Origin of the sequence: Rhodococcus koreensis, assembly GCF_017068375.1 — a bacterium.
GTDB classification, from domain to species: Bacteria; Actinomycetota; Actinomycetes; order Mycobacteriales; family Mycobacteriaceae; genus Rhodococcus_F; species Rhodococcus_F koreensis.
In genome coordinates this window covers 443,565-460,939 of the sequence record NZ_CP070609.1, presented here as the reverse complement: position 1 = coordinate 460,939, position 17,375 = coordinate 443,565, and the positions used below count along the sequence as shown (strand labels likewise).

Sequence of the window (17,375 nt, the reverse complement as noted above, 5' to 3'; positions counted from 1 at the left end):
CTGACGGCGTGAATGCCCGCGGCGACACGATGTTTGCCGGGTGGTGTCCGTGAGCGAAACGAACCGATTAGTATGCGCAGTTGATGCGACGGACGTCGGTTGTCGGCACAGGCCCTGTCCGGCGGCACAGGTCGTTGCGGTACCGGGTCGAACAAAGGTGGTTCTGGTGGAGTTTCCGATGCTGTCCAAGGGGCAGAACCTGTCCCTGCCCGCTGACGTGGAGCAGATCGACGTGGTGCTCGGGTGGACCGAGTCGGACGTCGAGGTCGACGCGTCGGCATTGCTGCTGAACGCGGACCGGAAGGTGCGCTCCGATGCCGATTTCGTGTTCTACAACCAGCCGGAGTCGACCGACGGATCGATTCGGTTCCTAGGCGCGAGCGGCACCGAGGAAGGGGCGCAGGCGAGGATCGCGATCGATCTGTCCGCCGTGCCGGACGATGTGCACACCGTTGCCCTCGGCGGCAGTGTCGCTGCCGGCGGGTTCGGTGACCTCGGCAAACTCGCCCTCCGGGTCGTCGACGGTGCCGGGCACACGTTGGCGGAGTACGTCACTGCCGATGCCACCACCGAGTCGGCATTCGTATTCGGCGAGGTGTACCGCCGCAATGGCGACTGGAAGGTTCGGGCGGTCGGGCAGGGCTGGGAGTCCGGGCTGGCGGGGTTGGCCACGGATTTCGGAGTCGACATCGACGACGACCAGGACCCCGAACTCACCGCGACCGCCGACACCCCATCCGACAGTGAGGAATCCGCCGTGGTGGCGCCGCCCGGCTCCACCGGCGACGCCCCGCAATTGGTGCCCGAACTGCCCACGACACCGGCCGCACCACGGAAAGCGACGACCCGGGGTGTCCGCACTGCCAAGCGGGCGGTGAAGAAGTCGAAGCCACTCGTGTTCGGCCTCGCCGAACAGGACACCTGGCAGCCGGCGCGGTTGTTCTCGGTCATCGGCGTCGGCGCGGGTGAGGAGCAGGAGCGGCGTGCCACGTCCGCACTGATCGCGACGATGCAGGCGGTGCGTCCGTTCGCACGCGCGGTGTGTGCCCGGGTGGGGGCTCCCGCGGGCACCTTCGAGGGGTACGTGGAGGTGGCGTACGAGCGGGGCGAGACGAAGGTGATTCCGGATGCCGTGTTGAAGGTCGCCCGCGGCAGCAGGGTGTGGACCGGTCTGCTCGAGGTCAAGACCGGCAGCGGCAAGCTGAAGAAGGAGCAGCTCGAGAACTATCTCGACGTAGCTCGGAAGAAGAAGTACGACGTCGTGGTCAGCTTGTCGAACGACGTCCCGGCCAGCGCGGGGGAGCTGCCGGTGGAGGTCGATCGGCGCAAGCTCGCCAAGGTCGCTCTACGGCATTTGTCGTGGGCGGAGGTGGCGCACGAGGCGCGGATGCTGCTGTCCCACGGCGGAATCGACGACGATCTGCAGGCGTGGGTCCTTGCCGAGTTCGTGCGGTACCTGGACCATCCGCGTTCCGGGGCGGTCGAGTTCGTCGACATGGGAAGGCACTGGGTCACGGTCCGCGACGCGGTCACCGCCGGCACCCTGCGCGCCGGCGACCAGAAAGCCGCCTCCGTGGCCGACACCTGGGTGTCCCTGTCCCGGCATCTCGCACTGCGACTGACGGCCGAGTTGGGGGTCACCGTCAAACACGTCCTGCCGCGCAGGCACAGCACCGATCCGGTGGCCCGCAATGCGGCGGTTGCCGAGCGGTTGTCGGCCGACGGCGTGTTCGAGGCGGTCCTGCGGATCCCGGAGACTGCGGGCGATCTGGTGGTGATCGCGGATGTGCGGACCAACAAGATCCGGTGCCGCACCACCGTAGACGCACCGAACGAGGGAACCTCCGGTCGCCGGCTGTCGTGGCTGCTCAAGCAACTCAAGGATGTCCCCGGCGATGTGCAGGTGGAGGCGGTGTTTTCCGAGCGGGGAAACGAGGCCTGCGAGCACATCGCGGCGGTGCGGGCCGATCCGAAAGTGCTCACCGCCGGCCGGTCCGGGGACATAGTGTCCTTCTGCCTCGAGCAGTCATTCCCGATGGGCGGTCGAAGGTCGGGAACGGCGGCGAGTTTCATCAGCAGCGTGACGTCCTCGGCGGACGCGTTCTACGGGACGGTGGTGCAGCAACTACGGGAATGGGTGCCGGCTGCACCCAAGCAGACCGAGCAGCCGAGGACTGCAGAACCCGAAGGCGAGTAGAACTCGGTTGACATGCGCGGCTTGCCGCGACCTCACAGCGTCGGCCGGTCCAGCGGCCGTGGGAGCGGTGCGAGTGCGCCCGCGTCCCGCAGCTGCTCGTACACGCTGACCACCGTGTCGATCTCGCCCGACGCTGCGATCTGAAGAAGCACGCCGCCGTCCGGAACGGCCCGACGGCTCGCCTCCAGGCCGTCGGGTATCAGGACTGCGCGGGCCGAGCACAGGTAGCCGGACCGGCCGACCACAGGATCGCCGACGACGAATCCGGCGTCGTCCTCGAGGGCATCGAGAGTGTCGTCGTCGGTCACGTCGCCGAAGTCCGGTTCCCACGTCGACGCAAGCATCGTGAGCAGTTCAGATTCGGGGACGACGGCACCGTGGGGCGCGTCGACACTCATCACCATTGACTGCAACAGAAACTGCGGGGTACCTCCGGCCACGCCGGAGAGTTCGACCGCCCACCCGGCCTCACCGGTACAGAGCAACCGCAACCCGGTGCCCGTCAAATCCGACCACGCCTCCGCCTCCTGCGCGACGAGGAGAACGGCTGTCAGCTCATCCGGCGCACAAGCGGTATCCGGTCCCGACGCGTGCACCTGCCGCCAGTTGCCTTCCACCGGTGACGCGACTTCCGGCAGCAGCTGCGAGACCTGTTCCACAGTCTGCCGCCACCGCCCCGCCAGCGCTTCGACCGGCTCCGGCCGCGGCCCCCAGAAGGCCCGCACGACGCGTCGCATTCGAATGCGTCCTCCTTGTCTCGCGAGTATCGGGCTCCGCCGAGATCGGCGAGCGTACCTGCGGGCACAGTCTATTCGCGCTCGTCCTATTCGCGCGCGTCGCCGTACGACCGAATGTCGAATGCGAGTGTCTACTCAACGAGGACCGGAATTAGTTGTTCCAGTTGGTCCTGCGGTGATAGCCGCGATTAGAGCATCCGCCCGCTTCACCTGGCGATGCATCCCGAACACCGCGGCAAGTAACGTGGCGGCCAACCATACGAACACCCACGTCAGGAAGGAGTCACCCTCGTCGGCGAAGTTGGCGAGCGCGACGAATGACATGAGGACACCGGCGGCGAGCATCGCCCAGCTGCCGCGGGCGACCGACTGTCGGTTCTCGACCACTCGCGTTCGCCATGACCAGATGTCTGCGTTCGGTGGCAGCGCGCCGTTGTCGATCGCCGTGGACACCTCACGTTTCGCGGCGAGCCGCGGACTGCGGCCGCTTCGAATCAGCCAGAGCGGCACGACATATGCGGCGACGGCGCCCACCACACCACCGAGAATCACGATGATCGGATCCATGCATTCCTCGCTTGATAGATTTTGTTGGCAACAACAGGATCCGCCGGACCTCCCGCGCATCGAAACGCATCTTAGGGTTGGAAATCGACCCCCTTCGGCTTGGAACCGATCAGAACCCTAGTTGAGGATGCCGTTGTTGAGGGCGAGAGTGACGAGTCGGGAGCGTTTCTGATTCTGAGGGAGGTCCTCTATCTGGAATGTGCTGAAGAGGGCACGGAGATGGGTCTTGACGGTTTCGGTGCTCAGGTGCAGGGCGTCGGCAATCTGTCGGTTCGAGGCCGGGATGGGGTGGTCGGTGCCGTCGTGGAATGGCCGGCACAGTTCGGTGAGGACGGTGCGTTGCGCGGGTGTGAGAACGATGTCGGCGTCGACGGTGCCCCCGATGTGGGTGACGCCGCAGTCGGTGCCAGGCTCCCCATGGTAGGTGAGCATGCTCTCGCCGACTTGGATGACGTCTCCGGGGTGCAGTGTCTGGCGTCCTTGCACGCGGGTGCCGTTGACGAAGGTGCCGTTGCGGGAGAGGCCGTCGTCGGTGATGGTCCAGTGGATGCCGATGCGTTCGATGGTCGCGTGCAGGCGTGAGATGTCGGGGTCGGTGGGCAGCGACAGGTCGGCGTACGAGGAGCGGCCGATGACGATCGGGGAGTGGTCCGGGACGAGAGTCATCTCGTCGGTACGCCCACGGTCGGTGTACGAGAGAACAGAGTCCGTCACTGGGAGTTCCCCTTTCGGAGTGCGCCCGTTGAGGTAGTGTGTTGCCGGGCTCCGTCGGTCGGCGGGTCGCCGTAGTTGGTCGACGTCATGGTGTGCTTTCTGGCGGTCGGGGCGGGTGTTGTCGATTCCGGTTCCTCCATCGTGGCGCGCAGGGGCGGGTCGTGTTAGACCCCCTGGGGGTGGTGTCTGGCCACCCCTCTGGACCGAGTCGGCGAGGGATGCGGCCCTCGACAGATCGCGGGGGTCAGCCGGAGGTCTTGCGTTCGAGGCATTCGCGTGCCACGCTCGTACGCATGACTATGGGAAAGGCGGACTCCGCCACAGTCGCGTGAGCGCCGCACCGTTTCGCTCGGCGACTCGACACCGAGCGACATTCACCGGTAACACTGATCACTCCGCCGAATACATGTTCGGTGTCGAAGCTGCGCGTGACGCATGGCTCGCGCACGGGTTGTGTGCACGCCCATCCGATCGCACCACGGCGGAATCGGCTGTCGAAACATTTTATCGTCGAGCCGGATTCAGCCGGCCGGAGTTCGTCTGGGTGCCGTCACCTCCAGCGGGATCGGACCTGATCGCCGCCGAGGGGTTGGCGACGACGCTGTCGTTTGCCGGCGACGGAGTTCAGTGCGTCTCCGCCCGAATAGCAACCATGCTTTCGAAATCGCGCAGACGCATGGACGCATTGATCGCCCGAGGGCGATCCGACTGGCCGCACGAACGCCGGGCGATCGAGACCGCGCGAGCCCAGTCGCCCGACAACTCTGCCCGCGTCGGCATCAGCCCCAATGCAATCATTCGAGCCGCCGTGTGGGATTCGTTGCGCACGAGCCTTTTCGATGGGGCCGCGGCTGCGATACGGACACTGATGCCCGCCGTCGTCGGCGGCGTGAGCTGGTATGGACAGCAAGAGGCCCATCGGGTCGCGTACTACGACGCGTACCGTCGGTTTGGGCTCGCCAGGTTCCGCTCCGACGATGTCGAGCTACTCGACGTCCATACCGCCCTGACCGGCGCGACCGGGTGGTGGTGGGCGTTCGACAATGTGTGCGTCGTTGCCGAACGGCCCACCGCCCTGCATGCTGAGCCCATACCGGGCCGTGTTCACAACGAGCACCGGTTGCATCACCCGGATGCGCCTGCGCTGGAATTCGAAGATGGTCGGGCGCTTTTCGTGCAGCACGGGACTGTCGTCCCCGACTGGGTCGTCCTCGAGCCGACGGTCGAACGTATCGCCCGCGAACGTAATGTCGAGGTCCGCCGATGCGCGATCGAGCGCATCGGATGGGACACCTACATCGACGCGGCCGGACTCGCGCTGATCGACCGAGCCGACGATCCCGGCAATGTCGGTCACACGCTGCAGCTTTACGTGATATCGGACGGCTGGGGCCGCAGCGATCACATCCTGCTCGCCGTCAACGGTTCCCCCGAACGCGACGGCCGTCGGCGACGATACGGGATCTATGTGCCGACACGAATTTCGTCGGCGTTGGATGCCGCAGCCTGGACCTACGGCATCAATGGCGCCGACTACGCCCGGCTCGTTCGTCGAACCTGAAACCCGAAAACCCGAACTCCGAAGGTGATTCGCATGAATTCGATCATGACCTTGTCCGATCTCACGGCCCTCACGGGCCTCGATGTGTTCGACTATCTCGATCAGGAGGTATCCGTACCCGTCATCGACGGTATGCAGGCTCAGGGCGACCTCATCGTAGTCCCGTATTCGCTTGTCGCCGACGTCGTCACGCCCGGTCCATGGACGCGGTCGGAGAACGTCCCGCTGTCGGGAGTGGAGTTGCTGCGGAGCGCGGCGGGCGGAAACCCGCACAGCCTCGTCGCCGACGAAGGCATGTGCATATGGTCGACACCGGTGAACGACCCCCGGCGCCTCGCGCTCGGCATCCTCGACACCCGCGTTACCGCCTACCTCATCCACCCCGAGCACGGAGCCACCGGCATGGCCCCCGGTCGGTATGTCATCGGACGACAGCGGGAACGGGGCGTCGGGCGGTTCTTCGAGCGGACGCACTTCGTCGTCGATTGACGTCCGGGATCCGTCCGATTCGGCTCTACGTGCCGCGCGGGGGACGCAGGGCCGGCTCACCCGGACAAGCTCGTCGAACATTGCCTGGGCCGATGCGGACACGGCGGGGTCGGGACGAAGTTGCGCTTCTCGTCGAGGAACTGGGCGACGAACGGTATCGCGACCGCCTCCGCCACCGGGGTCATGTTCACTGTCGTGACAACCTGCTTGATCATCTGTGCGGCGCTCGTGTCCCGGCTGAGATGCCGCCGCAGCTGACCAGGCCGACCGGCTCGTAGACGAACGCATCCGTCTCGGCGACCGTGGCGGTCCAGTCGATGGTGTGCTGATGCGTGTTCTGGCTCAGTCGTCGATGGTGGGGTTCGTCCATGAACGGCAGGTTCACCTCTCGGAGGTCGACGAGTTCGACCTCCGAGAATCCCCCGTGAACATCGGCATCCGATGCTACCCACTGTCCTACCTGCAAACCGATTCTGCCTGGACGGGTGCTGGCGACGATGATGTCGAGCTTGGGCAACGCTGTTCCTCCTTCGAGTGACGGGTCCGAGGGTCGCGCGGTCACACCATCCGGCGGTTCTCGTCGGTCTGGAGGCCGAGGATGAATTCTGCGTGGCTTTCGAAACCGGCCTCACCCATCACCCCATGAGCGGAGATGGTGTTGAGGTCGCGGAGGAGTTTGGACAGGAGACTGTCGTCGAGGATCGCGGCGGCACCCGCATGCCGGAACGCGCGGGTGACCACTTCCACCGAGGTCTTCGCGGCGAGCGAGGCGGCGGTCTGCATCTGGTCGAGCAGTGGGAGCTGAACACGGTCTCCTGCGTCGATCACATCGTTGACCTGGTGGAGGGTATCGATGCAGAGGCTGCGCGCGGCGCGGACGCGGGCGTCGAGTTCGCCGAGTTCGCGTTGGAACCAGGTGAGTTCGGTCAGGGCAGGAGGCTGATGCAGGTTGATCCGCCCACCGCGCCGGATCTTCGGCGCGGCGCCGACAATTTCGTCCAGAGCCCGGCGGGCCGCGCCGAGGACCATGCCGGGGTGCATTTGCAACACGAAGGGCACCATGCCGAGGCGGGACAGCGGGGTGTCGGTGCGGCAGCCTTCACCCATCGGGTCGTAGATCATGTCGTCGGCGACGAAGACATGGTCGGCCTGGAAGCTGCTGCTGCCCGTGCCACGCATGCCGAGTACTTGCCAGTCGTCGAGGATCTCTATCTCGCCACGCGGCAGGAGCGCGGCCCGGCGTACCGGTTTGCCGGCCTCATCGGCGATGAGGAACGTCGCGGTGACGTAGTCAGCGTGGTAGAGACCGCTGACGAAGTCCCACCGACCGCTGACCACGTAGCCGCCGTCCACCCTTTGCGCGCTGCCGGGCTTGAGGGACGCCGCCTTGAGGGCGATGCCGCCGGCGAAGATCCTGCGGGCTGTGTCTTCGCTGACCACGGTGGCGAGCTCGCCGGCACCTTCGAGAAGAATCGTGGCTGTCCAGGCGGTGGCGGGGTCGATGTGCCCAATCTTTTCGATTACCTCGAACGCGGTGACGGCATCGACGACGTTGCCGCCGAGATCGTCGGGAGTCATGATTCCGAGCACGCGCGACTGCCGCAGTGCTGCGATGGAGCGGTCACTGAGGCGCCGACCCGATTCGGATTCGATTGCGCCGATCGCGAGTTCGTCACGGATGGAATCGACCGCGGCGAGGGCCGCGGCGCGCCGATCGGTGCGGGCGAGCGGCCACGAGGTCAGCGGGGCAGTGGTGGTGGAGGTCATCGGTCGGTTCCTTTGCGGTTGGGGTATCACGGACGGGCCGAGGCGGGCAGCGGAGTATGGATCCCGAATCGGCGTTTGCTGTAGGAGAGGGTGCGGGCGGGCCGGTTTTCGACCGTTCTGACCTGCCCGAGAATGATGACGTGGTCGCCGCCGCCGACGATCCGGGCGACGTCGCATCCGAGCCAGCCGGGGGCGTCGATCAAGCGGGGCAGGCCGCTGTCCATCCGCCAGGGTGCGTCGGCGAATCGATCGATGCCGCTGGTAGCAAAGATGCGGGCGAGTTCCTCATCGTGCTCGCCGAGGATGTTCACGCCCAGTCGGCCGGTGGCGGTGACAGCGGTCAGCACCCGCGAGCGGCGGTCGAGGGCGACAGTGATCATGGGCGGGGTCAGCGACAGCGAGCCGAAGGCGCTGACAGTGGCACCCACGGGCGTGTCCTCGGTCATGGCGGTGATCACCGTGACCGGGGCGCACAGGGATGCCATCGTGTCTTTGAATTCGTCGGCGATCGAGGTGGTGTCGGTCCGGTCGGGGGTGTCTGTGCTGATCGACATTCGTGCCCTCACTTCAGGTCAGTGGTGGGAGGTGTTCTTGCTCGATACTGCTCGGGTCGGCAACGTCGGTTCATCCCCGGAACTCGGGATTTTTCAGCGCCGGATCAGTCCGAGGACATGTGCGCGTAGCTCGGCGAAGGCCGGCTCGAGTTTGGTGTGCAGTTGATCCCGGGGGCCGGGTAGGGGGACCTGGATGATCTCGGTGACCGACGTCGGAGCGCCGGAGAGGACGATGACGCGGTCGGCCAGGTACACCGCTTCGTCGATGTCATGGGTGACGAGAACGACGGTCATCCCCAGTTCCTCACGCAGTCTGAGCATCAGGTCCTCGAGATCTGCTCGGGTCTGCGCGTCGACCGATGCGAAGGGCTCGTCCATCAGCAGCACTTCGGGCCGGCACGCGACTGCGCGGGCGATGGCGGCGCGTTGCTGCATCCCGCCCGACATCTGCCAGGGATAGAGGTTCGTCGCGTGTGCAAGGCCCACCGCCTGCAGCGCCTGCTCGGCGATGCGGTGGCGTTCTGTTCGTTTCAGGCCCGAACGGCGGAGCGGGAGCATGACATTGCCCAGCACACTCATCCAGGGGAGCAGGGACCGTGAGTAGTCCTGGAAGACGAGGGCCAGGCCCTTCGGGGGAGCGGTGACATTCTCTCCCTCCAGTGCGACCTCGCCGGCGTCCGGTGAGAGCAGTCCCGCGAGGCACCGCAACAGGGTGGTCTTGCCTGCCCCCGAGGGGCCGACCACGGTGACGAATTCCCCTTGATGGACCGTGAACGTGACGTCGGCCAGGATGTGCCGGGAGGCGGTCCCGCGACCATAGGATTTTGCCACGGCCCGCACATCAAGAGTGAGACGAGCGGGCACATCCGGGTCGGTGGCTGCGGCCGGGGTGGTGGTGGATGTGGTCATGATGCAGAACCTCCTTGCCCAGCTTTCCTGAGCCCGTAGTACCAGCGGAGTAGATACCGTTCGATGCCGCGGAACACGACGTTGCTCGTGTAACCGAGAATTCCCAGAAGTAACAATGCCGACCACATCTCCGGAATCGCGAAGGTGCGTTCGGCCTGCAGTTGCACGTATCCGATTCCGTGCGTGGACGCGACGTATTCGCTGGCGATGATCAACACCACGCCGAGCGCGACGCTGATCCGCACTCCGGCCAGAATCTGCGGGCTTGCCCCCGGCAGGACGACCCGCAGCAACCGATGGTGGAACGGAATGTGATAGCTGCGCATCATGTCTCGTACGAGCGGGTCCAGGGAGCGGACACCGTCGATCGTGCCGAGCAGGATAGGCCAGATCGTCCCGTAGGCGATAACCGCGATCTTCATCTCGTCCCCGACACCCATCAGCACGAGGCCGACGGGAACGAGCACGATCCCAGGTACCGAGCGCATGAACTCGAACACCGGGTGAGCGGCATCGTAGAGACCCTCGCGCAGCGCCAGCACCAACCCGGCACCGATTCCGATCACTGTCGCAATCACCAGACCGGCGAGGAAGTTCCGCACGCTGGGAACGGCATCCGATCCGATCCGGTCGAACAACCACATCTGCTGGAAGGTATGCGCCACCTGCTGAAGTGGAGGGAAATAGAAACTCTCCCTGCGTGTTGTCGCCACCCACACCACGGCGACGGCCACGATGGGCAGCCACAGTTCGACGGCTGCCGCTCGTGCTGTTCTCCGTATCATTTCACTGTCTCTCTGTTGGCGGGCGACCACGGAATCACCCGGCGTTCGAGGTGGAGGAAGACCACGTTGAGGGCAACACCGAGCAGTCCCGCGACCATCAGCCAGGCGAACATCACGTCCACACCACCGGCCTGCTGCGCTATGCCCAGTGACTTGCCCAGTCCCGGAGCCGAGCCGAGGTACTCGGCCGCCGTCGTCAGCATCAGCGCGATGGCGGCCGAAGTGCGTAATCCGGTGACCACGAAGGGGAGCGCGGACGGCAGGACCAGTTGCGTCATGCGATCGAACCGCGAGAGTCGTAACGACCGCACGGTGTCGGCGGCGACAGGGTCGACGTTATGCACACCGTCGACGGTGGACGTCAGTAGCGGCCAGCACGCCCCGAACACGACCAGGAGCACCTTCATCTCCATCGTCGAGCCGAGGATCAGCAGCAGAACGGGGGTGAGTGCGACCGCGGGAATGGTGCGCAGGAAGTCGATCATCAGGCGTGTGCTGCGGGTGAGGAACTCGGATGTTCCGATCAGCAGTCCGACGGGGACGGCGAGGACGACGCACAGGGCGAGGCCCGCAACCCAGCCCACCGCGGTCTGGCCCAGCGTCATCCAGAATTCCGGCGTGGTCGTCATCGACGCGAGAGCCGACAGTGATTGTGTGGCAGTCGGTATCGAACTCGAGGGCAACAGCCCGGACTGCACCGCCAGTTGCCAGCCTGCCAGGGCTGCGACGATGACCGCTGCCCGCGTGGCCAGGCGTCGCTGGGGGAGTGGAAACCAGGGTGAGGTTGCGGCCGGGGGCCGAGGCGTGCGCGTGAGCGTGGTCATGATCGATCAGCTCATCAACTCGTCGACATCGACGTCTCCTGAGACGAACTGATACTGCTCCATCAGCCCGGTCCACAGCGTCAGTGCGGCGCGGGGGTCGCCGGCGTCGAAGACAGGGAGCCGCATTGCCGGAATCAGTTCAGCGGGAACCGGGCTGATCGCCGGCAGCACTGCCCGCACCTCGTCCGGGTGCGCGGCGGCGTATTCGATGCCCCGGTTCAGTGCCCGGACGAAGCCCTGCACTGCCTCCGGATTTTCCTGTTCGAACTTCTGCGAGGTGGCGACGGTCAGCTGCATGCCACCCGGCACCGCCTCTGCGCCCGGTGACATCAAGCGGGTGGCACCCTGGGCGAGCGCGGCGGTATCGAACGGTGAGATCGTGCTGATGGCGTCGACATGGCCTTTGGCGAGGGCGTCGGTCATGTCCGACAACGGCATTTCCAGGAATTTCACCTGGTCGCTGTCCGCCCCGGCCTTGTCGAGCGCGGCACGGAGAGACAGTTCGCCACTGCCTTTCAGTGCCCCGACCGCGACGGTTCTTCCGGTCAGGTCTGCGGGTGTCTTGACGGCACTGTTCTTCGCGACGAGCACGACTCCGGTGTCCTCAGCGGGGAGATCGGTGCTCTTGGTCACGCCCCCGACGATCCGCAGCGGGAGCCCCTTGTCGAACGCCTGGATGACGATCGCTGTCTCTCCGAGAGCGAACTGGTCGGAGCCGTTGACCAAGTTCGTGATCATGGCACCGGCATTGGTGAAGTCTGCGGTCGCGTTGATCCCTTCCTCGCGGAAGAATCCCTTGTCGACCGCAAACGTGAAGGGAACGGAGTCGACGATGGGTAGCTGACCCACCGTGACGTCGAGAAGGCCATCGGTTCGGGACTCTGTGTCCGAGGAACTACAACTTGCCGTCGATACCAGGGCAAGTGTGACCAGGCCGGCGATGACGGCGTGTCGGGGCAGTATGTGCATCGGTCGTTTCCTTCTCCGAGAATAGTGAGGTCGGGGACCTGAAGGGACTCGCGGTTCGCGCGATCTTTCGAGACTGGCGGTGTGGCGAAAGTCTCGTTGTACTGAGCCTGGCGGGTTCGAGTTGTGGACGCAATGACGAGAACTCGGGATGTGTCAGGTCAGTCCAGCCACCGCTGCAGATGCAGCAGGGTGCGCTCGAACGCGATATCGGTTGCTTCGGAATCGAACGTGTCGCGTCCGAAGGTTGCGAACGCGTGGTTCGCACCGGGGTACCGGTAGAACTCCGCCTCCGGGTTCCCGGCGAACGCCTCCGCGATGGCGGTTCGTGCCTCGGGCGGGCAATAGTGATCATTTTCGGCGAAGTGGAACAGGACGGGGACATCGATCTGTTCGGCCACGTCGAGGCGGTCCTGCACTCCGACGCCGTAGTAGCTCACCGCAGTATCGACGTCGGCATTCGCGGCGGCCAGGATAGCCAGACCGCCGCCGAGGCAGTAGCCGAGCGCACCGACCCGCCCATTGCCCCAGTCGCTTCGGCGAAGCCACTGGATTGCCGCGGAAATGTCGAGGCCGGCGGTGGACAGGTCCAGGTTGTCCCGCAGCTCGATCGCGTGAGTGAAGTCCTCCCCGGTGTAGTCGAGTTCGACATCAGCCTCCTGGCGGGCGAACAAGTCGGGGACGAGCGCCTGAAACCCCTGCGCCGCAAAGATCTCAGCCATGGTCCGCATGTAACGGTTGATACCGAAGATTTCGTGCAGCAGAACGATTCCACCGCGATGGTGACGTGTTTCGGGTCCCGCGGAGTAGGCCCGGAACGTGTGGCCGTCCCCGGCAGTGAGGCGAACCGTCGAGGTGAGGATCATCGTGCCTGCCCCGTCCAGTAGTCGAGGTGGGGTTCGAGGGCGGCCTGTCCCATCGGATGATGCCGGATCTCCGGACGACCATCGCCACCTGCGAGCACCTCCGCCATGGGCGTAGGGACCGTGCGGACCTGGTCCGATGCCCCCGGAAATGACGCCAGATCCTTGGCTGCGAGTGCGTACACCACGCGTCCTATGCCGCTCAGATAGATCGCGCCGGCGCACATCGGGCACGGTTCCGCGCTGCTGTACAGCGTGGTCGAGGCAAGAGCCGAAGCCCACCTGGACGCCGACGCCGCGCGCACCACATTGGTCTCGGCGTGCGCAGTGACGTCGCGGTCGGTGACTGCGGTGTTCGTTGCCGTCAGCAGAACGATCCCTGCGGCATCGACGAGAAGGGAACCAAATGGCCGGTTGCCGTCGGCGCGCGCCGTTCTCGCCAGATCCAACGTGTGCAGCAGGTGCGTTCGATCGGTGGCCTCGCCGACCGTGCTGCCGGCCGGATTCACACCGACCTCGTGAAGATCGGAACCGAGCGCCGCTCACGGAAACGCCACACATGGTCGGCGCCCCGAACGTAGATGTCCCGGTATTCCGCCACCGACTGTGCGATGGGTTCACCAGCCTCGAGTCCGTCGTGCATGTACAAGGTGACGAGCACCGTGCCCTCGATCGACGAGGTGGAGAGACGAACGAGGCGATGGTTGCTGAGCACGCTTCGGGACGTGCGAGCCATTGCTGTGCGTCCGTCGGCGAACGCCTGCAGTGCGGCAGTGCCGGCCGTGACCGCCTGACCGGTGACGAACCTTCCGTCTGTCTCGAACAGTTCCGCGAACCCGGCCGGCTCCGCATGGTCGAGCTTCCAGGTGAATTCGACGACGAGGTCGTGTATCGCCGATCGCGTGGGGGTGTCGATGTCGCCGCGGATTGCGTGCACCAGTCGCTCCTTCAGTCGAAGTTGTCGTATCGCTCGTAAGCCTTCTCCGACAACACCGGTCGGCGCATCACAAGTTCTCGTCAACTCCGGCTCTGAACCGCACCCCGTGCGCAACCGACCGCACTCGAGTCGTGGCGGGCGTCAGTCGTCCATCAGCCCGGATCTGATGGCATACGCGGTTGCGTCCGCTCGCCCGGAGGCCCCGATCTTGCGATACAGGTTGCTGATGTGCCTGCCGACGGTCTCGATGCTGATGACGAGTTCGGTGGCGATCGCCCGGCTGGTCGAACCGGCCGCGATCAACCGGAGCACCTGCACCTCGCGGGCGGTCAGACCGTCGGGATAGCGATCCTGTCGACTACGCCGGGCGCTGCGGGCGGCCACGAGCTGCGGTGCGTAGGCCAGGACGTCACCGACTGTCATTCGGAAGCCTTCTGCGTGCAGCACCGAGAGATTGGACGGCGGTCCGGTGAGGATTCCGGTCAAATCTATCGCTCTGGCGGGGAATTCGATCCAGTCATGCAGATTCAATGTCGAGCGGACAGACATGGCCAGACCTACCAGCCGGGCGGCATAGTCGCTGTCGCCGAGATCGTGGAGGCACACGGCAAGACCTTCCAGACACCAGATGAAACGTGGTCTCGCACCGATCGCGGCCGCCAGAGCGAGGCTCTCGAGGTAATGGGTGGCAGCCGCGACGACGGTGCCACGGCCCAGTTCGATCTCGGCGATGAGGTTGAGGAAGACCGAACTGTTCCAGGCATCACCGGCGTCCTGGGCCAGACGTAGTCCCTCTGCGAGCAGCGCTGTCGCCTGAGTGTCGTGGCCGTCCTCATGGAGAATGCGGCCGAGTTGTTGCAGTGGCACGTTGGTGTACGAGCTGTCTCCGACACCGCGAAACCCTTCGACGGCACGGTCCAGGGTGCTGCGGGCAAGCTCGCGGTGGTGGCCGGTCGCGGCGGCCGAGGCGCCGAAGAGGCTGCGGGCGCGGGCTGCCCACCACTGGTCGTCCGCGTCGTCGAGGCTGGCGATGGCCTCCTCGAAGAGCGGGCGGGCGGCGTCGAATCCGTGTACTTCGAATCGGGCGGCGGCAAGGTCGACGAGAGTGCGGGCTCGCGTGGTCGGTTCACCCAATTCCTGCCAAAGACGTGCACATTCGTCCAGTTCGGCGAGCGCATGCGCATATGACGACGCGGCACCGGTGAGAACTGCCCGGGCCTCGCGGGCGCGCACGGCTGGCACGGACCGCCTGTCTCCCGTGAGCCGAAGACTGTCGGTGAGCCAGTGCAAGCCCTCCTGCAGGAGACCTCTCGCGAGCCAGTAGCTGCGCATTCCTGCGGCAAGGTCGACTGCGCGTTCGTCGCCCAGTTCGAGGTAGAACCGTAGTGACGACCTGATGTCGCCGAGGTCACCGTCGGTGCGTGTGAGCCAGTCGTCGGCGGCAGGCCCCACGAGGTCCGCGCCGTCGAGCACTCTGTGCAGAAAGTACTGTGCGTGGGCAGTTCTGGCGGTCGCGGGCTGTGGTTCCGACCGCAGTAGTAGCCGGCCGTAGTCGCGCGTGGTCTGCGCCATCGCGAAGGCGGGTCTGCGACGGTCCGGCCGATCGGGCACCGGAGTGAGCAGGCTGAGGCGCACGAATTCGTCGAGGTGATCCACCACCGCGTGCGGAGAACAGACTTCGGCAGGTCCATGCAGTTCGCCCACCGAATCGGCGAGAATCGCTGACAGTGCTCGAGGTTCGATGACGCCGTCGAAAACCGCAAGGACCTTGTACAAGGCGGCATCGACCGGCTCGAGCAGCGACACGGTGTCCGCAACGGTGCGGGTCAAGGTGCGGTGACGGTCGGGAAGATCAGCGGGTCCACGCATGTTCGGCGACCAACCGTCTTCGATCCGCGCCGCCAAGGCGTCCAGCGTCAACGTGCTCAGTTGATGGGCGGCGATCACGAGGGCGAGGGGAAGCCCGCCGAGTTGCCGGCAAATCGAGGCGACCGTGTGGGCCTGGGCCCCGAGGTCTCGTTCGAAGGCAACCCGGCGGGCGTGATCGAGGAAGAGTTTCAGCGCTGGACTGGTCGACGCGTCGATGTTGGGGGCACCGTCTGCGTCCGGACAGGGGAGAGGGCGCAGTACATATCGGTATTCGTGTGACAGATCGGTCGCGGCCCTGCTCGTTGCGAGGAGCCGGACGTGCGGGTGGGCAGTCAGGAGCGCGCCGAGGGCGCGCACCTCGGAGCGGATCCGTTCGAGACTGTCGACCACGACGACGTGTGGTTTCTCCGATTCGGGCGGCGTCGCCATGGTGTTGCCGATCTGGGTCACCGCGTCTGTCGCGGACTCGCATCCCGACAGATCTACCGGCGTGACGTCGGTGCCCGATGTCACCAGTTCCCTCGTCACTGCGGCGACGACCGCGGTCTTCCCCACACCTCCGGTGCCGACCACGGTCAGCATCCTGACCGCGGGGTCGCGGAGAAGTGTGAGGATCGAGGCAACGTCGTCGTCCCGGCCGACGAGCGCGCGTGGTGGCAATGTGTCCGAGTCCATGGCAGAACCCTCTCGATGTCGACGAAGCCCGCAGTCACCCCTTCGCGGAATGCGCTCCGGTCATCAGGGCTGCGAGGTCGTCGGGTTCGAGGAACGACGGCGGGGGCGGTGGTCCCCAGGCGTAGAGGCCTTGGAGTCCGTGCAGCACTTCCGGGGACCAGAGTTCGTCTTCGGGGACGGTGTCCATGTCGGAGTAGTACTCGGAGAAGTTCCCGGCCGGGTCCTTGAGGTACCAGAAGAAGTTCGCGCCGGCGTGGTGGCGGCCGAGTCCCCAGATGTGGCGTTCGGGGTTGTTCTCGAGCATGGTGTGGGCGCCGCGGCCGACCTCGTCGATGTCGTCGACCTGCCAGCTGGTGTGGTGGATGAAGTTCACCGGTGCGGCCATGACGAGGACGTTGTGGTGCTCGACGGAGCAGCGCAGGAACGCGGCCTTGTCGCCCATGTAGTCGCTGACCTTGAAGCCGAGGCCGTCGGTGAAGAACTTCATGGTGGTCTCGAGGTCGGTGGATCCGATTACCGCGTGGCCGAGTTTGCGGGGGCGTACCGGGTCGGTGCGGGTGAGGAACGGGGCGCGTCCCCACCGGTCGATCCGGCCCGGGCCGTTGTACGGCGTCGGCGACACCGCGGGCTCGATGACGATCCGGGGCCGGACCTGTACCCGCACCAGGGTGCCGGTGATCGGTTCGACGGCGCTGACGGACGTGCCGTCCTGTTCGACGGCCTGCCCGAGCCCGTGCAAACGCCTGGTGGTGGCGGCGATGTCGTCGGGGTCGTCGGCGGCGACGGTCAGCTCGACCAGTCGCCGGGTGGGTGCGTGCACGATGTGGAGTTGTTCGCCGCCGTTGCGGGTGGCGAACACCCCGTGTCCGTGGTGTTCGAGTCCGAAGTCGGTGTAGTAGGCGATGGTGTCGTCGACGTTGGGGACGCCGATGGTGACCTTGCCCAGTCCGTGTAGTGTCAT

The 17,375-nt window shown here is 65.7% G+C and carries 19 protein-coding genes; 3 read left to right on the top strand and 16 right to left on the bottom strand.

Features of this window, described 5'->3' with window-relative positions; translation table 11 throughout:
* The first annotated feature begins 166 nt into the window (after positions 1-166).
* Positions 167-2,197, top strand: a complete 2,031-nt coding sequence (locus tag JWS14_RS01995; RefSeq protein ID WP_206012370.1) for a TerD family protein — start codon at positions 167-169, stop codon at positions 2,195-2,197.
* 32 nt (positions 2,198-2,229) lie between these two features.
* Here the strand turns inward: JWS14_RS01995 and JWS14_RS01990 are convergent, their stop codons facing one another.
* The 3 genes from JWS14_RS01990 to JWS14_RS01980 all read right to left on the bottom strand — a co-directional run bounded on the left by JWS14_RS01990 (position 2,230) and on the right by JWS14_RS01980 (position 4,215).
* A complete protein-coding gene (locus JWS14_RS01990) occupies positions 2,230-2,934 on the bottom strand; it encodes a hypothetical protein (RefSeq protein WP_206012369.1) in 705 nt (234 codons plus the stop codon).
* Positions 2,935-3,069: 135 nt separating this feature from the next.
* Entirely contained in the window at positions 3,070-3,501 is a 432-nt protein-coding gene (locus JWS14_RS01985; protein ID WP_206012368.1) for a hypothetical protein, read from the bottom strand.
* Positions 3,502-3,618: 117 nt separating this feature from the next.
* Entirely contained in the window at positions 3,619-4,215 is a 597-nt protein-coding gene (locus tag JWS14_RS01980) for an FHA domain-containing protein (protein WP_206012367.1), read from the bottom strand.
* A gap of 328 nt (positions 4,216-4,543) precedes the next feature.
* Here JWS14_RS01980 and JWS14_RS01975 point away from each other — a divergent pair, with 328 nt between their 5' ends.
* Together JWS14_RS01975 and JWS14_RS01970 are read left to right on the top strand one after the other, a co-directional pair.
* Positions 4,544-5,776, top strand: a complete 1,233-nt coding sequence (locus JWS14_RS01975; protein ID WP_206012366.1) for a DUF6745 domain-containing protein — start codon at positions 4,544-4,546, stop codon at positions 5,774-5,776.
* Between the two features lie 33 nt (positions 5,777-5,809).
* Positions 5,810-6,265, top strand: coding sequence for a hypothetical protein (locus JWS14_RS01970; RefSeq protein ID WP_206012365.1), 456 nt, complete (start codon positions 5,810-5,812; stop codon positions 6,263-6,265).
* Positions 6,266-6,321: 56 nt separating this feature from the next.
* On the opposite strand, the gene JWS14_RS01965 is transcribed toward JWS14_RS01970, so the two are convergent.
* The 13 genes from JWS14_RS01965 to JWS14_RS01905 all read right to left on the bottom strand — a co-directional run bounded on the left by JWS14_RS01965 (position 6,322) and on the right by JWS14_RS01905 (position 17,375).
* On the bottom strand, positions 6,322-6,480 hold the full coding sequence (locus JWS14_RS01965) for a hypothetical protein (RefSeq protein WP_206012364.1): 159 nt from the start codon (positions 6,478-6,480) through the stop codon (positions 6,322-6,324).
* On the bottom strand, positions 6,477-6,782 hold the full coding sequence (locus JWS14_RS01960) for an NADPH-dependent FMN reductase (protein WP_206012363.1): 306 nt from the start codon (positions 6,780-6,782) through the stop codon (positions 6,477-6,479). The genes JWS14_RS01965 and JWS14_RS01960 overlap by 4 nt, the downstream gene beginning before the upstream one ends.
* 41 nt (positions 6,783-6,823) lie before the next feature.
* Entirely contained in the window at positions 6,824-8,032 is a 1,209-nt protein-coding gene (locus tag JWS14_RS01955) for an acyl-CoA dehydrogenase family protein (RefSeq protein ID WP_072943409.1), read from the bottom strand.
* A 26-nt stretch (positions 8,033-8,058) separates the two neighbouring features.
* Complete coding sequence (locus JWS14_RS01950; RefSeq protein WP_072943410.1) at positions 8,059-8,586, bottom strand: flavin reductase family protein; 528 nt, start codon at positions 8,584-8,586, stop codon at positions 8,059-8,061.
* Positions 8,587-8,679: 93 nt separating this feature from the next.
* A complete protein-coding gene (locus tag JWS14_RS01945) occupies positions 8,680-9,495 on the bottom strand; it encodes an ABC transporter ATP-binding protein (RefSeq protein ID WP_095864083.1) in 816 nt (271 codons plus the stop codon).
* Positions 9,492-10,280 carry an ABC transporter permease gene (locus JWS14_RS01940; protein ID WP_206012362.1) on the bottom strand — a complete coding sequence of 263 codons (789 nt, stop codon included), beginning with the start codon at positions 10,278-10,280 and terminating at the stop codon, positions 9,492-9,494. The genes JWS14_RS01945 and JWS14_RS01940 overlap by 4 nt, the downstream gene beginning before the upstream one ends.
* Positions 10,277-11,104: an ABC transporter permease gene (locus JWS14_RS01935; protein ID WP_206012361.1), complete on the bottom strand. Its 828-nt coding sequence runs from the start codon at positions 11,102-11,104 to the stop codon at positions 10,277-10,279. Before JWS14_RS01935 ends, JWS14_RS01940 begins: the two co-directional genes overlap by 4 nt.
* Positions 11,105-11,110: 6 nt before the next feature.
* Positions 11,111-12,073: an ABC transporter substrate-binding protein gene (locus JWS14_RS01930; RefSeq protein WP_206012360.1), complete on the bottom strand. Its 963-nt coding sequence runs from the start codon at positions 12,071-12,073 to the stop codon at positions 11,111-11,113.
* A gap of 158 nt (positions 12,074-12,231) precedes the next feature.
* Positions 12,232-12,936 (bottom strand): dienelactone hydrolase family protein, encoded by a 705-nt coding sequence (locus tag JWS14_RS01925; RefSeq protein ID WP_206012359.1) that lies wholly within the window; start codon positions 12,934-12,936, stop codon positions 12,232-12,234.
* Complete coding sequence (locus tag JWS14_RS01920; protein WP_206012358.1) at positions 12,933-13,442, bottom strand: nucleoside deaminase; 510 nt, start codon at positions 13,440-13,442, stop codon at positions 12,933-12,935. The genes JWS14_RS01925 and JWS14_RS01920 overlap by 4 nt, the downstream gene beginning before the upstream one ends.
* A complete protein-coding gene (locus JWS14_RS01915; protein WP_072943420.1) occupies positions 13,439-13,870 on the bottom strand; it encodes a nuclear transport factor 2 family protein in 432 nt (143 codons plus the stop codon). Before JWS14_RS01915 ends, JWS14_RS01920 begins: the two co-directional genes overlap by 4 nt.
* 141 nt (positions 13,871-14,011) lie before the next feature.
* A complete protein-coding gene (locus JWS14_RS01910; protein WP_072943422.1) occupies positions 14,012-16,414 on the bottom strand; it encodes a LuxR C-terminal-related transcriptional regulator in 2,403 nt (800 codons plus the stop codon).
* A gap of 34 nt (positions 16,415-16,448) precedes the next feature.
* Positions 16,449-17,375: a VOC family protein gene (locus JWS14_RS01905; protein ID WP_206012357.1), complete on the bottom strand. Its 927-nt coding sequence runs from the start codon at positions 17,373-17,375 to the stop codon at positions 16,449-16,451.

What these genes read in the sequence shown, in the direction of transcription:
- JWS14_RS01990 (WP_206012369.1), bottom strand. Translation starts at nt 2,934, where the DNA reads ATGCGACGCGTCGTGCGGGCCTTCTGGGGGCCGCGGCCGGAGCCGGTC.
- JWS14_RS01985 (WP_206012368.1), bottom strand. Translation starts at nt 3,501, where the DNA reads ATGGATCCGATCATCGTGATTCTCGGTGGTGTGGTGGGCGCCGTCGCC.
- JWS14_RS01970 (WP_206012365.1), top strand. Translation starts at nt 5,810, where the DNA reads ATGAATTCGATCATGACCTTGTCCGATCTCACGGCCCTCACGGGCCTC.
- JWS14_RS01965 (WP_206012364.1), bottom strand. Translation starts at nt 6,480, where the DNA reads ATGATCAAGCAGGTTGTCACGACAGTGAACATGACCCCGGTGGCGGAG.
- JWS14_RS01955 (WP_072943409.1), bottom strand. Translation starts at nt 8,032, where the DNA reads ATGACCTCCACCACCACTGCCCCGCTGACCTCGTGGCCGCTCGCCCGC.
- JWS14_RS01950 (WP_072943410.1), bottom strand. Translation starts at nt 8,586, where the DNA reads ATGTCGATCAGCACAGACACCCCCGACCGGACCGACACCACCTCGATC.
- JWS14_RS01945 (WP_095864083.1), bottom strand. Translation starts at nt 9,495, where the DNA reads ATGACCACATCCACCACCACCCCGGCCGCAGCCACCGACCCGGATGTG.
- JWS14_RS01940 (WP_206012362.1), bottom strand. Translation starts at nt 10,280, where the DNA reads ATGATACGGAGAACAGCACGAGCGGCAGCCGTCGAACTGTGGCTGCCC.
- JWS14_RS01935 (WP_206012361.1), bottom strand. Translation starts at nt 11,104, where the DNA reads ATGACCACGCTCACGCGCACGCCTCGGCCCCCGGCCGCAACCTCACCC.
- JWS14_RS01930 (WP_206012360.1), bottom strand. Translation starts at nt 12,073, where the DNA reads ATGCACATACTGCCCCGACACGCCGTCATCGCCGGCCTGGTCACACTT.
- JWS14_RS01925 (WP_206012359.1), bottom strand. Translation starts at nt 12,936, where the DNA reads ATGATCCTCACCTCGACGGTTCGCCTCACTGCCGGGGACGGCCACACG.
- JWS14_RS01910 (WP_072943422.1), bottom strand. Translation starts at nt 16,414, where the DNA reads ATGGACTCGGACACATTGCCACCACGCGCGCTCGTCGGCCGGGACGAC.
- JWS14_RS01905 (WP_206012357.1), bottom strand. Translation starts at nt 17,375, where the DNA reads ATGACACTACACGGACTGGGCAAGGTCACCATCGGCGTCCCCAACGTC.